Origin of the sequence: Mesobacillus jeotgali (genome assembly GCF_002874535.1) — a bacterium.
GTDB classification, from domain to species: Bacteria; Bacillota; Bacilli; order Bacillales; family Cytobacillaceae; genus Mesobacillus; species Mesobacillus jeotgali.
Genome location: NZ_CP025025.1, coordinates 3,741,969 through 3,756,127 on the forward strand (window position 1 = coordinate 3,741,969; position 14,159 = coordinate 3,756,127).

The window sequence follows — 14,159 nt, forward strand, 5'->3', positions numbered from 1 at the left end:
AAAAAGCAAAAATGGAGCTGTCCCATTCGGGCAGGCTCCATTTTTTATGCGCTCACTTCCAGCGCTTCGTAATATGGCTCTAAGGAATAGCCGATGATTGTATCCATGAATGGGTGTAACTCTTCCGGAATCAGCATGCGTGCGTAATCCCAGGCATTCATCTCAATCTGGAGGGCAACCTTCTTTTTTAACAAGTCATTGCCGGTTTCCTCCATCTGATGAATTAACTCCGCAAGTTCGCGGTCCTCGGCATGGCCAATTTCATGTACAAAAACGACCGCAAGATAATCCTCAAATTGTTCTAATGACGAAAAGAGCTGCAGGCATTGCGCCTTGATCTCTTCAATATATAAAGTAATCGTATGAGTACCGAAATTATATTTCCCGCCCGCAAACCGGTCGCCCGGAAAAAAATCCTCAAGTTCAACCTGGACACTGCTGCCAGATTGGACAAGAATGGGTTCGATAATACTCTCTATCTGTAAGTTCTTCAATTTATACCCCTACTCTTGATATTAGAATATAAATTGTATTATATCGCTTTTGTAAAATAATGAAAACATGACTTTTACCCCGGTTTTTAATGTGCTAAACCTATTTGGAACAATATGATTGCTTGATTCCGCTAACAAGGAGGATAACCATCCGTAAACGTGCCTGATTCCGCGAAAAGAGAGGATAATTTCGCGAAACCTTTGCGGAATTCCGCGAAAAACAAACGAAATCCCGCGAAATTCCATCATAATTCCGCGAACTGGAGATTTCGCGTTTTTTCTCCAATTCCAGGAGAGGTAAAAAAAGAACAGCCAATAAATCAGCTGTTCTCCTTTGTATCGTTCATTTGCTTCATGATTGCCTGCTCGTGTTCCTTTGCTTTCTGCGCTTCCCTTTTGGAAATTTTGATGATGTATCTCATCGTCAGGATCGCCCCAATCAGGAAAACGAGTGAAGTGATCGCGGCCGGGATATATTCAGACTTGTCTTCTGGAAAATATAAAAATAATGAGATGACAAACCACTTACTCATTCTCATCTTCCTTTCTTAAGCTCTCAAAACATTATAGCAAGCTTTAGGAATCCGTCCAACATGATGCTATGTTCTATTTCAAAACATTGATTTTTTCAATGACGACATCATTCTCCGGCTTGTCCTGTGCGCCTGTTGGCGTAGAGGCAATCTTGTCCACTACATCCATTCCCTCAACCACTTGGCCGAAGACGGTATGTCTGCCATCAAGATGAGGCGTCCCGCCGCTTTCATACATCTTCAGTACTTCTTCGGGATAGCCTGCCTGCTTCATCTGCTCTGGCAAACTAGCATCCAACTCGCTGTTCTGGACGATGAAGAACTGGCTTCCATTCGTGTTCGGCCCGGAGTTGGCCATCGATAATGCACCGCGGATGTTGAAAAGCTCTTTTGAAAATTCGTCTTCAAACGGGCCGCCGTAAATACTTTCGCCGCCCATTCCAGTTCCATCAGGATCGCCGCCCTGAATCATGAACCCGTCAATAACGCGGTGAAAGGTGACTCCTTCATAGTAGCCCTCTTCACTGTGCTTAATAAAATTCTCTACTGCCTTTGGAGCCTGCTCGGGGAAAAGCTTGATTTTAACACTGCCCATGGAAGTGACCATTTCCACAAGCCTTTCATTTTCCTGAACTTCGGCAGTCGCTTGAGGGTAATCAAGATCTTCCTGGGCCTGGCCAGCTTGTCCAGCATTAGTCGTTTCTTCCTTCTGCTTGTCTGCTTCCTGCTTTTCATCAGCTGTACCGCAGCCCGCAAGTACAACCATCATTGCAAATAAAATCGCGAATATTTTTTTAGTCATTGTATGTATCCCTCCTATTAGACACTTTAAACGATTACAAAATGTTTTGCATCTGTCTTTTTTGCTATAATATAAGAAATTAACTCGAACTCGAAAGGAGCTTCAATATGGCTGAATTAAACATTGGCGATCAGGTAACTGCCATTTATAAGACCGGCAAATACATAGGCGAAATCACGGAACGCAGGCCACAGCACTATCTTGTCCGAGTATTGGCTGTCGCAAAACACCCAATGCAGGGCGACCTCCATAATCCAAAGGATGCAGCAATTGGCTTTTTCCATGAAAGAAAAGCACTTTCCTATCGCGAACAAGCAAATATCCCGGAAAAAATGGTCAAGCCATTCGATGGTGAAATCCCAGAATACCTTGAGTCATTAAAAGAAGCTACCAGCAAGCTTCGTGCCGAACTACAAGGTGACGATTCCGCATGGGCACAGCAAAGCCTTAGAAATCTCGAATCTCTTGAGAAGGATTATTATAAAAATTAGCCTATCAACGCCAAAAGCCAGATTGTATGTTCCAATCTGGCTTTTCTATGCGAATTTATTGAGCAGTTTGGAAAAATCGACCATGTCCCCGATTGTTGCGGGTTCCGGTTTCTGCAGATATTGTTTGTCTTTTTCCACGAGCTTGTAAATGTGGTAGGTCGTCAAAGCATCGTCAAGTGCACGATGGTGTTTTCCGGTCCCTTCCCTGCCATACTCCTGTACTGCCTTCCAAAGACCCGTTTGATTCTGGTCGCCGAAGAAACGCTTATATTCCATCGAAAGGTCAATCTGCTTACCCGGCAGCGGAAAAGCTGCAGAAGCCTGCTGGCAATTTTGCTGCAATACCTTCATGTCCATATTGCCCCAGGTGACAATCTGGCAATTCTTGCTCCCACCCATCGACTTAAGCTTATCTACCAAAGCCTTGAACGTGATTCCTGAATTCACCTGTTCCTGAGAAATGTTCAGGAAAGAACGGCAGCGTTCTGTCAAAATCGGAAAACGCATCGGCCTTACATAGGAAGAAAATTGTTCAACAATCTTGCCGTTCTCGACAAGTACAGCCCCAGCTTCAATGATTTCCGGGTAAAAGCCCCTTCTCCTGCTGTTGCGGTCAGGCATCGTAAATTCAAAATCAATAAATAATGTTGTCCTTTCTTTTTCGCTCATGCTTCCCCAACTTTCTGAAAAGCCAGTAGTTGTATGTAACCAGTATATGCTTTTCGGTCGATTATTTTTTCTATTATATCACGTTTCTTGGTAAATTTTTAAATTTTCTGCAATTTAGACTCGGCATTTTTTTAAACATAAGGGGTATCGGAAAAAGAAGTGAAAAACAGCTCGTTCGTTCCGATAATATGATGAGTAATAAAAAATCATTTAGACGCAGAAAGGAATTATCGTGAGGATTATAACAGGCTATCTTTTGATTTTACTATTGATCCCAGCGTTTATTGCAGTTGTCATTCTAACTTATACCGAAGCAGGGAATGCCGTAAGTTTCAGTGATATCCTTGATGAAAAGATCGAGCTTTCAGAGACGAAGCTTTCTCAAACCAGTTTAATTCTTGCCAATAACGGCGAGGTCATCACCGAAATTTATCGACCGATGAACCGGAGCTATGCTGCGGGGCATGAAATCCCTGATTTTATAAAAGATGTGTTCATTATTTCTGAAGATCGAAACTTTGAAAAGCATCCTGGTTTTGATCTGCCTGCAATCGGCCGTGCACTGGCTATTAATATCCATTCCGCTGACATTGAACAGGGTGCGAGCACTATTACCCAGCAGCTGGCGCGGAATCAATACTTAAACCATCACAAATCTTATAATCGCAAGCTGAGTGAAGTTTTATATGCTTACCAGCTGGAGAAGTCTTTTTCAAAGGCAGAAATTCTCGAGCAGTATTTGAATGCAATTTATTTCCATAATAATGCTTATGGAATCAAGGCTGCCGCGGATTTTTATTTTAAAAAAACGCCTGCAAAATTAACAGAAGCAGAACAGGCATTTCTCGCTGCAATTCCAAATAATCCATCCTACTATGACCCGATTAAACATTTTGAACGAACAAAAAAACGCCAGGAACGGCTGATTGACCAGATGGCTCAACATGGAAAAATCAAACCTGAAGCGGCTAAAAAGTTAAAGAAGGAACCAATCAACTTAAAAGTCGATTACAGGAAAGATTCATATCCGGATTATTCTTCCTACGCATTACATGAACTGAGAGAACTGATTTTCGAACAGGAGAATATCGATAACACTGATGATTTAACCGATAGAATTGAGGAGTTGCTTCGTTCAGGGGTGACCATCCATACAAATCTTGATATTGAAATGCAAAAACGGACTGTCCAGGCAGTCTCAGATCATCTGCCAGACGCAAATATCCAGGGAGCTGCCACAGTGGTCAACCATGAAACCGGCCAGATAGTCGCTATTTCAGGAGGAAAGGGTTATCAGAGTGGCGACTTCAATCGTGCGTACCAGGCTTTTCGCCAGCCTGGCTCATCAATCAAGCCACTGCTCGTCTATGCCCCATACTTTGAAAGGTTTGATGCAAACCATGATTCTCAAATAAACGCAGGACCTCTTTGCATCAAAGGATATTGTCCGAAAAACTACGGAGGTTCCACTTATGGGATGGTTACACTTGAAAGGGCGTTCATCAACTCCTACAACACACCCGCAGTGAGAATTTTACAGCAAGTTGGCGTGGACGAAGCGTTCGGAGACCTTAAAGCATTCGAATTTGGAAAAGTCACAGAGCAAGACCACGTTCTGGCGTCGGCAGTCGGTGGGTTCACAACTGGAATGAGCCCTCTAGAAATGACATCAGCTTATACGGTTTTCTCCAATAAAGGGCTTTTCCTGAAGCCAAGGGCAATCTCGAAGGTAACAGGTTATAGCGGAGAGGTACTTTATAAATGGAATGACGAACCTGTCCAGGTTTGGAATCCAAGCACCGCCGAAAAAGTCAGAAGCCTCCTGCAAAAGACCGTAACTTCAGGAACAGCAAGAAAGGTGGCGGCTGCCGTCCACGGTGCTGGGGGAAAGACCGGAACGACAAATGATTTTAAAGACTTCTGGTTCATCGGCTTCAACGGGCCGCTGACTGCAGGCGTGTGGGTCGGCAAAGACAAACCTGAGAGCATGGAACATATCAATCATCAGTCGCCACACCTATTGATCTGGAAAGACATCGTAAAAAAATAGACCGGGCAGAAGTTCCGCCCGGTTCAACTTAAATCTTTATTCTTGACCGTCATTACCATTATGACGGACACTTTTTCTTTCCTTCTGATCCATTTCTGTCCGTCATCACTCCTATGACGGACACTTTTTCTTTCTTCTCACACATTTTTGAACGTCATCCACATTTAAATCGGCAAGCTCGCAATCAGGCTGTTATACACTTTTACCGCAAGATATATGATGCCGAGGACAAGCGTACTCCAGAGAATGACCTGGAAGAACACGATTCCGATCAATCCAGCCATCGTGAGCTTGGGGCTGATTTTATAGACAAAATAAATGAAATATACCATTGTTGCAACAGCAAAAATAGCCATTATACCGATAAAGCTGTAGAAGCTTAGCAAGGATATTACGCTGCCCACAAAATAAATCGTTGCGCCATGGCGAATCAGATACAGGCTTTCCCCTTCATGATCCTTTGAGAAAAACAAGAGACTGACCTCGTTTATAGTATCGGCAATCAGCTTCATGGCCGCAAACACCATGAAATACACCACCATCAGTAAAGCCAGCAAGGATAATTTAATCCCGGTATCAGAAAAGAATTCAAGCATTCCCTCATAGATCCCGGCATTTTTCAGGATGGAGATCAACTCCATTTCCGTGCGCAATGATAGAGACAAACTAAACAAAATAATGGACAGCAGCGGAAAGTAGCTTGTTAAATATGGATTTCTCATAGGACAATTCACTCAATTCTTTCATTTCCTACTAAATATTATGAAAGAATTTTTCAATACCAGCAACAAAAAGAAAAAAGCCCCTTTGCAGGAACTTTAATTTTTTTGAAACCTTTATGAGGCTCGTCCGTATAAAAAGGTTGGTGTTATTGTGGCACAATCCGGACGTATTCTCTTGAACCGAATGGTACATATGTGGCAGTTTCAACCTCGTCCAACTCTGACTGCTGGACTTTCAGCACTCCAGGTCCTTGCTTTGACAACTCTTTGTCATTCCTGTTATCGAGAAACATGAACCCCGAAAATAAACTAAGGAATATCCCGATGCATACTGTCAGCTTTCGGGCCATGGCTTATCCCCCCTATTCACTGTTAGTATGCAAAAAGAATCATGATTTTATTCAACAATGGATAAAACCTTTATTCATCAAGGTCGATAACATGCATCTGCATCTTTTTTACGATATAATTTTCACATCAGTGAGTTGGGGGCATGAACTTGATTAAATTGGCAAAAAATATAATGTTAAGCCATGCATTTGGAATTAAATAAGGAGGTATTATCATTTGTCTTTACTTCATCTTGCAGTTTTATCACCGCTTTTACTCGCGATCTTAATTCCATTTTTACATAAGTATTTCAAGAACATTCATACTGGGTGGTTCCTTTTGCCGCTGCCTGCCGTACTGTTTGCTTATTTCCTGCAATTCATCGGCACGACCAGCCATGGCGGTATCGTAATGGAAACTGTTGCTTGGATTTCTTCTCTTGGGATTGATTTTACGTTAAAAGTTGACGGTCTTGGGCTATTATTCGCCCTGCTGATCACTGGAATCGGCGCTTTGGTTGTGCTGTATTCGATTTATTATTTAAATCCGGACAAGGAAAAGCTGAATACTTTCTATGTCTACCTGCTTTTGTTCATGGGTGCGATGCTCGGAGTCGTTTTATCCGACAACCTGATTGTTCTCTATACCTTCTGGGAGTTGACCAGCTTTTCGTCTTTCTTGCTGATTGGATATTGGAACCATCGTGAGCGTTCCAGATATGGTGCACAAAAGTCAATGCTGATCACTGTTTTCGGGGGATTATCCATGCTCGGCGGGATCCTGATGCTCTATATTATCACAGGGACCTTCAGCATTACTGAAACAATCCAAATGTCAAATGAAGTCGTCAACCATCCTTTATTCACTGCGACATTGATTTTGTTCTTGTTGGGGGCTTTTACAAAATCAGCTCAGTTTCCATTCCACATCTGGCTGCCTGACGCCATGGAAGCACCTACGCCGGTCAGCGCATACCTGCACTCGGCTACGATGGTTAAAGCGGGGATTTATCTTGTCGCGCGTATGACGCCTGTTTTCGCACATTCAGGTACCTGGGTTTGGCTTGTAGCTGGAGTTGGGGTAATCACATTATTCTGGGGTTCATTCTCAGCGGTAAAACAAACCGATTTAAAAGCCATTCTCGCTTTCTCAACTGTCAGCCAACTGGGGATGATCATGTCACTTCTTGGGGCAGGTGCTGCAGCACTTCATTACGGCACGATTGAAGATGGCTATTATATTGTTGCGGTCACTGCCGCGGTCTTCCATTTGATTAACCATGCCACATTCAAAGGAAGTTTGTTCATGGTGACCGGCATCATTGACCACGAAACTGGGACAAGGGATATTCGCAAGCTTGGCGGTTTAATGAATTTCATGCCAATCACTTTCACGCTAGCGATCATCGGAACATTCTCGATGGCCGGAATTCCTCCTTTCAACGGTTTCCTGAGTAAAGAAATGTTCTTTACCGGCATGCTGCGTGTAGCGGAAATGGATATTTTCAATATGGATACATGGGGCATCCTGTTCCCGATCATTGCCTGGACAGCAAGTGTTTTCACATTCCTGTACAGCATGATGTATGTATTCAAAACCTTCATGGGCAAGTACCAGCCTGAGAAATTGGAAAAGAAACCACACGAAGCACCAATCGGAATGCTGATTTCGCCGGTTATCCTTGCGTCACTTGTCATCATTTTCGGTATATTCCCGAATGTACTGTCACATATCATCATTTCGCCTGCAATGGGGTCGATACTTCCATCATTGCTCGGAAATGGTGAAGGATTCGATGTCCATATTTCTCACTGGCACGGGCCAACAGCTGAATTGTTCATGACAATCGGTGTTATTACATTCGGAATATTGCTCTACAAGTTCATGCCTAAATGGGCAGGGATCTATAGCAAGCTTCCTTCACGCATGTCATTCAATCGTTTCTATGACCGCGGTTTGGAACTCTTGGAGCTAACGTCTAAAAATATTACGAAGTCATATATGACCGGTTTCATCCGGACGTATCTCGTTTATATCTTTTCATTCTTTATTTTGGCTCTTGCTTCGACATTGTTTTTCAAGAATGCATTCAAACTGGATTTGAGCGACGTCGCCCCAATCCGCTTTTTCGAAGTCGTGCTCGTTTTAATTATGGCTGTATCAGCAATTACCATCCTGTTCGCCAAATCAAGGCTGACGTCCATCATTCTGCTTGGCGCAGTTGGCTATACAGTTGCACTGTTTTTCGTACTATTCAGGGCGCCTGACCTGGCACTGACACAGCTGGTCATCGAAACTGTATCTGTTGCCCTGTTCCTGCTGGCGTTTTACCACTTGCCGCAGATCAGGAGAAATGAGGAGCGAATCCGCTTCAGGGCTACAAACGCACTCATCTCTATCGGAGTAGGGGCAATAGTAACGATGATCGCCTTATCTGCCCATAGTAACAAAACGTTTAGCTCCATTTCGGAGTATTATGTTGAAAATACTTATAAAAAAGCTGGCGGCGAAAATATGGTCAACGTTATCCTCGTTGATTTCCGCGGCTTCGATACAATGTTTGAAATTGCCGTTCTTGGCATTGCTGCCCTTGGTATTTTTGCGATGATCAAGCTTCGGCTGACAAGGGGGAGAGAATTGGATGAAAACAAATGATGTCATCCTCCAGACTGTTACAAAGTTCGTCCTGTTCGTCATCATCCTGTTTTCGATTCACCTGTTTTTTGCAGGCCACTACTATCCGGGCGGTGGATTCATCGGCGGATTGATGACCTCTGGAGCGATTGTATTGCTTTTACTAGCATTCGATATCAAGACAGTCAAAATGATTTTGCCGTTTGATTATATAAAAGTTGTCGCTGTCGGTCTGCTCATTGCGATTGGAACAGGTGCAGGAGCGTTATTTTTCAATATGCCATTCCTGACACATGCATACACTTACGCTTATTTGCCGCTCCTCGGCAAGACATCTTTGCATACAGCGGTTTTGTTTGATACAGGGGTCTTCCTTGTCGTCATTGGTGTGACAATGACCATTATTCAAACGATTGGAGAGAGCGAATAATGGAAATCTTAATGGCTTTTCTAATTGGAATTTTATTTATGACAGCCACTTACCTCATGCTTTCAAAAAGCTTGCTCAGGATTATTATCGGGACAGGGCTGTTAAGTCACGGTGCCCACCTTCTCCTGCTGACAATGGGAGGCTTAAAAAGAGGTGCAGCCCCGCTCCTGGGAGAACATGCCCCATCCTATGCCGATCCGCTGCCACAGGCACTGATCCTGACAGCGATCGTCATCAGCTTTGGTGTTACAGCATTCTTCCTGGTTGTGGCCTACCGTGCCTACCAGGAGCTTGGAACCGATAATATGGATCGCTTGAGAGGAAAGGAAGGACATGAATAATCTAATCATATTACCCATCTTAATTCCTCTGATTACAGGGGTTGTACTTATTTTTTTCACTAAAAACATCATGGCCCAGCGATGGATTTCAGCAATAAGCGGACTGCTCACGATTACTGTTTCCTTTATGCTGGCAAACCAGGTTTATCGGAATGGCATCCAGACGATGGATCTCAGTAACTGGGAAGCACCATACGGCATTACGCTTGTATCGGATATGCTTTCCGCCCTGCTTGTATTGACGACAAGTATCATTGCTTTTGCAGCGTTGTTTTACTCCTTCAAATCCATAGGAGAAGCTCGCGAAAGATTCTTTTATTATCCAGTCGTCAACTTCTTGATTGTCGGGGTTAACGGAGCCTTTACGACGGGCGATATTTTCAACTTGTTTGTATTTTTTGAAGTGATGCTGATGTCATCATATGTATTAATTGTGTTGGGCGGGACGAAAATCCAGCTCCGCGAATCGATTAAATACATACTCGTGAACGTTATTTCATCCGCCCTATTCGTTATCGCTGTAGCCTATTTGTATTCAGTGGTAGGGACGCTGAATATGGCGCATATTTCCGTAAGACTCAGCGAAATTGGGAGTGCCGGAATCATTACGGTGATCGCCGTATTGTTCTTGATTGTATTCGGACTGAAAGGCGCGATTTTCCCGCTTTATTTCTGGCTGCCTGGGTCGTATTACGCACCGCCAGCTCCAGTAATGGCACTGTTCGGTGCACTCCTGACCAAGGTTGGCGTATACTCAATTACCAGGACATACACATTGTTCTTTTACCATGATGTCGGCTATACCCATCAATTGCTGCAAATCCTCGCTGTCTTGACGATCATTGCTGGGGTCATCGGGGCAATGGCCTATACTGATATCAAAAAAATCATTATCTATAACATCATCGTTGCAGTCGGGGTAATCTTGTTCGGTGTATCCGTCCTGACACCTGAATCACTCACTGGCTCGGTCTTTTACCTGATGCACGATATGAACATCAAAGCGACACTGTTTCTGTTGATTGGAATTATCATCATGATCACAGGAACTAGCGACCTTGAAAAAATCAGCGGTCTGATCAACAGATACCCTGCACTTGGGTGGACATTCTTCATTGCCACAGCCGCACTTGCCGGCATTCCGCCGCTCAGTGGTTTCGCAGGCAAAATTATGATTGTGCGCTCTGGATTTGAAACAGAAAACTATATCGGTGCTTTTGTTGTACTGATGTCGAGCTTGCTTGTCCTGTATTCAGTGATGAGGATTTTTATCAGGGGCTTCTGGGGAACGCCGAGAGCCTATAAGAATGAAGATAAGGTACCTGTAAAGTGGCTGCTCGTTGCACCTGCAATTCTCACTGTGTTCGCTGTGTTATACGGCTTCGGAACTGAGGCTATTTATCCGGTAATTTCAACAGCCGCCGAAACGCTTGCCAATCCGGAAATCTACATCAATGCTGTTTTGAAGGAGTGATGAGCTATGGCTTTTCAAATCTTGTTGAATTTTATACTGGCCTTTGTCTGGATGTTCCTTAAGACTTCCTACTCCCCGGCCTCCTTTTTCGTCGGGTATTTCTTCGGCCTGCTCATCATTTATATTTTCAGGCGGTTCTTCACTTCCCGCTTCTATTTACTGAGGGTAGTGGCTGTGCTGAACTTGATTTATATTTTCACTTTGGAACTGATCCTTTCGAATGTAGCAGTTTTAAAGGCAGTACTTAGGCCAAAGCTTAATATCAAGCCGGGCATCTTCGCATTCCCGACAGAATTGAAAGAAGACTGGGAGATTACAATGCTCGCAAACCTGATTACCTTGACCCCTGGTACACTGGTCGTCGATGTTTCACCTGACAACAGGATATTGTATGTACATGCGATGGACATCACTGATGCGGATGAAGCAATCCAGAGTATCAAAAATACGTTTGAAAAAGCGATTATGGAGGTGAGCCGATAATGTTTGAAGCGGTTTTGTGGATTTCAGTTACCTTCATATCACTTGCGATGATCGGCCTGATTTACCGAGTAATCAAGGGGCCTACTGTAGCAGATCGGGTAGTTGCCCTCGACGCCATCGGTATCAGCCTTGTTTCTGTGATTGCTTTAGTATCAATTGTTCTGGAAACTAGCGCTTTTCTTGATATCATCTTGTTGATCGGTATCCTGGCATTCATCGGAACAGTTGCCTTTTCAAAATTCCTTGAGAAGGGAGTAATCATGGAATATGACAGAAATGGAAATCGTTAAATTTTTTGCAGGATTGTTCATTCTGCTCGGAGCATTTCTTAGCCTTGTGACTGCCTTTGGACTGATCAGGCTTCCAGATGTTTATACAAGGAACCATGCAGCATCGAAAAGTGCAACAATGGGGGTCATGCTTGTCCTGCTTGGCACCTTCCTATATTTTTGGTTGATAGAACATCATTTCAATTCCCGTTTATTGCTGGGAGTCCTGTTCATCTTCCTCACTTCTCCTGTTGCAGGGCATTTGATTGCAAGGGCAGCCTATAACAGCGGGGTAAAGCTTTCGGACCGCACTGTTCAGGATGATCTTGCAAAAGCACGCAAAAAGATGAAAGCTGAAGGACAACTTAAATAATGACGATTGCACAGCCATCAGGTATATCCACCTGATGGCTGTTTTTGTCCATGAAAAATTCAATTTTTATCCATACCAACCAAAGAACCTGTCAAGTATAGTTAAGATAAACAGAATCATGATTCCTGTTTTGTGGAATGGAGGTTAACGATATGGACGATGCAAGAATCTCAATCGTCGGCGGCGGAATCAGCGGGTTATGCACAGCAATTGCCCTGCAGAGAAAAGGAATTCATGTGAATGTCTATGAAAAAGAAAAAAATGCACATGAACAAGATACTGGAATCATCTTAAGTGGTAATGCCATTAGGGCATTTTACATTATGGGATTAGGACCCGAATTACGAGCATACGGATTGAATTCTGATGGCTGCTTGTTTAAATCCGATTCTGGAAATATCATTGCTGAATTCGACTACCATGCGCCTTCACACATCCCAAATTATCTGTTCATCCACCGTTCTGAACTTCAAAGAATTTTGACAGATGCCCTCCTTCCTGGCTCTCTCCATTTAGATAAGCATATGATTGATTTTAACCACGACAATACAATATCATTATTTTTCAAAGATGGTACCAGTGTAGAATCAGATTATCTTATAAGCTGCGACGGTGCAGCTTCACAAATTCGCACAAAGCTGTTTCCAAATAGCAGGCTGACATATTCAGGGTTCTCCTGTTGGAGAGGCATTTTAGAAGATCCGCCTATCAAGGTAGATACCTACACTGAAACCTGGGGGCCGAGGGGAAGATTCGGAATCGCTCCGTTAATAGATAATCAGGTGTTTTGGTATGCATTAAAAAAATCCTCTGAAGAATACAGCGACAAGACCGAGTGGTCCTCTATCGATTTATTGTTCAACTTTTTCTACTACCATGAACCAATCCAGGAAATACTGGAAAGCACCTCACCAGACCATATCATTTTCGACAATCTATATGATTTGAAGCCCTTAACCCCGCTCCAATCCGGAAACATCCTGCTACTCGGTGATTCAGCACACGCTTCAATGCCCAATATAGGCCAGGGAGCATCACAGGCTGCTGAAGATGCCGTTTACCTGGCTAAATGGATCAGCAGCGAAGAAACAATTGATAAGGCATTTACTAAGTATGAAACACACAGACAGGAACGTATGAAATTAGTGAAAGATGAAATGAAAATATACGGATTGGCTGCAAGAATTGATTTCCCTGTACTTTGCTCACTCCGTAACAAGCTTCTTCAGATGACACCCGCCTCATACCATAATGCGAAACTGAGGAAGATAGTTGAAATTGAAGAGGATATGGATGCGTTGTAACGGGAATGACTTTTGACACCTTCCTTGATCTCCTGTGAAAGCTGTCTGATCTCTTGCGCTGCTTCTGACAGCTTTTCGCTTTCACAAGTCAAACCTGTCATAATAACCGCTCTTTCTTGACAGCCTTTCGCCTTCACACATCAAAGTTGTCATAATCACGGCTCTTTCTTGACAGCTTTTCGCCTTCTCAAGTCAAACCTGTCATAATAACGGCTTTTTCTTGACAGCTTTTCGCTTTCTCAAGTCAAACCTGTCATAATAACGGCTCTTTCTTGACAGCTTTTTACCTTCCCAAGTCAAACCTGTCAAAATAACCGCTCTTTCTTGACAGCTTTTCGCCTTCTCACATCAAAGCTGTCATAATAACGGCTCTTTCTTGACAGCTTTTCGCCTTCACAAGTCAAAGCTGTCATAATAACGACTCTTTCTTGACAGCTTTTCGCCTTCACAAGTCAAAGCTGTCATAATAACGGCTCTTTCTTGACAGCTTTTCGCCTTCTCAAGTCAAACCTGTCATAATAACGGCTTTTTCTTGACAGCTTTTCGCCTTCTCAAGTCAAACCTGTCATAATAACGGCTCTTTCTTGACAGCTTTTTACCTTCCCAAGTCAAACCTGTCAAAATAACCGCTCTTTCTTGACAGCTTTTCGCCTTCTAACATCAAACCTGTCATAATAACCGCTCTTTCTTGACAGCTTTTTGCCTTCCCAAGTCAAACCTGTCATAATAACCGCTCTTTCTTGACAGCTTTGCTCCTTCA

Annotated in this window: 16 protein-coding genes; 10 read left to right on the plus strand and 6 right to left on the minus strand. The window is 43.3% G+C overall.

Features of this window, described 5'->3' with window-relative positions; genetic code table 11:
* Positions 1-44: 44 nt before the first annotated feature.
* From CD004_RS18920 to CD004_RS18930, 3 genes are all read right to left on the minus strand, one after another.
* Positions 45-494 (minus strand): hypothetical protein, encoded by a 450-nt coding sequence (locus tag CD004_RS18920; protein ID WP_102264166.1) that lies wholly within the window; start codon positions 492-494, stop codon positions 45-47.
* Positions 495-814: 320 nt separating this feature from the next.
* Positions 815-1,027, minus strand: coding sequence for a hypothetical protein (locus CD004_RS18925; protein WP_102264167.1), 213 nt, complete (start codon positions 1,025-1,027; stop codon positions 815-817).
* A 73-nt stretch (positions 1,028-1,100) separates the two neighbouring features.
* The gene (locus CD004_RS18930) at positions 1,101-1,829 is read right to left on the minus strand and encodes a peptidylprolyl isomerase (protein ID WP_102264168.1); all 729 of its coding nucleotides are present in this window, start codon (positions 1,827-1,829) and stop codon (positions 1,101-1,103) included.
* 107 nt (positions 1,830-1,936) lie between these two features.
* On the opposite strand from CD004_RS18930, the gene CD004_RS18935 reads away from it, so the two are divergent.
* Positions 1,937-2,320 carry a kinase-associated lipoprotein KapB gene (locus tag CD004_RS18935; RefSeq protein WP_102264169.1) on the plus strand — a complete coding sequence of 128 codons (384 nt, stop codon included), beginning with the start codon at positions 1,937-1,939 and terminating at the stop codon, positions 2,318-2,320.
* 45 nt (positions 2,321-2,365) lie between these two features.
* On the opposite strand, the gene kapD is transcribed toward CD004_RS18935, so the two are convergent.
* Positions 2,366-2,989, minus strand: coding sequence for a 3'-5' exonuclease KapD (kapD, locus tag CD004_RS18940; protein WP_102264170.1), 624 nt, complete (start codon positions 2,987-2,989; stop codon positions 2,366-2,368).
* A gap of 232 nt (positions 2,990-3,221) precedes the next feature.
* Here kapD and CD004_RS18945 point away from each other — a divergent pair, with 232 nt between their 5' ends.
* The gene (locus CD004_RS18945) at positions 3,222-5,039 is read left to right on the plus strand and encodes a transglycosylase domain-containing protein (protein WP_102264171.1); all 1,818 of its coding nucleotides are present in this window, start codon (positions 3,222-3,224) and stop codon (positions 5,037-5,039) included.
* A gap of 164 nt (positions 5,040-5,203) precedes the next feature.
* On the opposite strand, the gene CD004_RS18950 is transcribed toward CD004_RS18945, so the two are convergent.
* A complete protein-coding gene (locus tag CD004_RS18950; protein ID WP_102264172.1) occupies positions 5,204-5,761 on the minus strand; it encodes a YufK family protein in 558 nt (185 codons plus the stop codon).
* A gap of 146 nt (positions 5,762-5,907) precedes the next feature.
* Positions 5,908-6,111, minus strand: coding sequence for a hypothetical protein (locus tag CD004_RS18955; RefSeq protein WP_102264173.1), 204 nt, complete (start codon positions 6,109-6,111; stop codon positions 5,908-5,910).
* Between the two features lie 217 nt (positions 6,112-6,328).
* Here CD004_RS18955 and CD004_RS18960 point away from each other — a divergent pair, with 217 nt between their 5' ends.
* The 8 genes from CD004_RS18960 to CD004_RS18995 all read left to right on the plus strand — a co-directional run bounded on the left by CD004_RS18960 (position 6,329) and on the right by CD004_RS18995 (position 13,399).
* On the plus strand, positions 6,329-8,746 hold the full coding sequence (locus CD004_RS18960) for a Na+/H+ antiporter subunit A (RefSeq protein ID WP_102264174.1): 2,418 nt from the start codon (positions 6,329-6,331) through the stop codon (positions 8,744-8,746).
* Positions 8,733-9,155: a Na(+)/H(+) antiporter subunit B gene (locus CD004_RS18965; protein ID WP_023626644.1), complete on the plus strand. Its 423-nt coding sequence runs from the start codon at positions 8,733-8,735 to the stop codon at positions 9,153-9,155. Before CD004_RS18960 ends, CD004_RS18965 begins: the two co-directional genes overlap by 14 nt.
* Positions 9,155-9,496, plus strand: a complete 342-nt coding sequence (locus CD004_RS18970) for a Na(+)/H(+) antiporter subunit C (protein ID WP_102264175.1) — start codon at positions 9,155-9,157, stop codon at positions 9,494-9,496. Before CD004_RS18965 ends, CD004_RS18970 begins: the two co-directional genes overlap by 1 nt.
* Positions 9,489-10,970: a Na+/H+ antiporter subunit D gene (locus tag CD004_RS18975; RefSeq protein ID WP_102264176.1), complete on the plus strand. Its 1,482-nt coding sequence runs from the start codon at positions 9,489-9,491 to the stop codon at positions 10,968-10,970. The genes CD004_RS18970 and CD004_RS18975 overlap by 8 nt, the downstream gene beginning before the upstream one ends.
* Before the next feature lie 6 nt (positions 10,971-10,976).
* Complete coding sequence (locus CD004_RS18980; RefSeq protein ID WP_102264177.1) at positions 10,977-11,453, plus strand: Na+/H+ antiporter subunit E; 477 nt, start codon at positions 10,977-10,979, stop codon at positions 11,451-11,453.
* Entirely contained in the window at positions 11,453-11,743 is a 291-nt protein-coding gene (locus tag CD004_RS18985; RefSeq protein WP_102264178.1) for a Na(+)/H(+) antiporter subunit F1, read from the plus strand. The genes CD004_RS18980 and CD004_RS18985 overlap by 1 nt, the downstream gene beginning before the upstream one ends.
* Positions 11,721-12,095: a monovalent cation/H(+) antiporter subunit G gene (mnhG, locus tag CD004_RS18990; protein ID WP_102264179.1), complete on the plus strand. Its 375-nt coding sequence runs from the start codon at positions 11,721-11,723 to the stop codon at positions 12,093-12,095. Before CD004_RS18985 ends, mnhG begins: the two co-directional genes overlap by 23 nt.
* Positions 12,096-12,247: 152 nt before the next feature.
* Positions 12,248-13,399, plus strand: coding sequence for an FAD-dependent monooxygenase (locus CD004_RS18995; protein WP_158651597.1), 1,152 nt, complete (start codon positions 12,248-12,250; stop codon positions 13,397-13,399).
* The last annotated feature ends 760 nt before the right edge of the window (positions 13,400-14,159 follow it).

What these genes read in the sequence shown, in the direction of transcription:
- CD004_RS18925 (WP_102264167.1), bottom strand. Translation starts at nt 1,027, where the DNA reads ATGAGTAAGTGGTTTGTCATCTCATTATTTTTATATTTTCCAGAAGAC.
- CD004_RS18930 (WP_102264168.1), bottom strand. Translation starts at nt 1,829, where the DNA reads ATGACTAAAAAAATATTCGCGATTTTATTTGCAATGATGGTTGTACTT.
- CD004_RS18935 (WP_102264169.1), top strand. Translation starts at nt 1,937, where the DNA reads ATGGCTGAATTAAACATTGGCGATCAGGTAACTGCCATTTATAAGACC.
- kapD (WP_102264170.1), bottom strand. Translation starts at nt 2,989, where the DNA reads ATGAGCGAAAAAGAAAGGACAACATTATTTATTGATTTTGAATTTACG.
- CD004_RS18950 (WP_102264172.1), bottom strand. Translation starts at nt 5,761, where the DNA reads ATGAGAAATCCATATTTAACAAGCTACTTTCCGCTGCTGTCCATTATT.
- CD004_RS18955 (WP_102264173.1), bottom strand. Translation starts at nt 6,111, where the DNA reads ATGGCCCGAAAGCTGACAGTATGCATCGGGATATTCCTTAGTTTATTT.
- CD004_RS18965 (WP_023626644.1), top strand. Translation starts at nt 8,733, where the DNA reads ATGAAAACAAATGATGTCATCCTCCAGACTGTTACAAAGTTCGTCCTG.
- CD004_RS18970 (WP_102264175.1), top strand. Translation starts at nt 9,155, where the DNA reads ATGGAAATCTTAATGGCTTTTCTAATTGGAATTTTATTTATGACAGCC.
- CD004_RS18975 (WP_102264176.1), top strand. Translation starts at nt 9,489, where the DNA reads ATGAATAATCTAATCATATTACCCATCTTAATTCCTCTGATTACAGGG.
- CD004_RS18980 (WP_102264177.1), top strand. Translation starts at nt 10,977, where the DNA reads ATGGCTTTTCAAATCTTGTTGAATTTTATACTGGCCTTTGTCTGGATG.
- CD004_RS18985 (WP_102264178.1), top strand. Translation starts at nt 11,453, where the DNA reads ATGTTTGAAGCGGTTTTGTGGATTTCAGTTACCTTCATATCACTTGCG.
- mnhG (WP_102264179.1), top strand. Translation starts at nt 11,721, where the DNA reads ATGACAGAAATGGAAATCGTTAAATTTTTTGCAGGATTGTTCATTCTG.
- CD004_RS18995 (WP_158651597.1), top strand. Translation starts at nt 12,248, where the DNA reads ATGGACGATGCAAGAATCTCAATCGTCGGCGGCGGAATCAGCGGGTTA.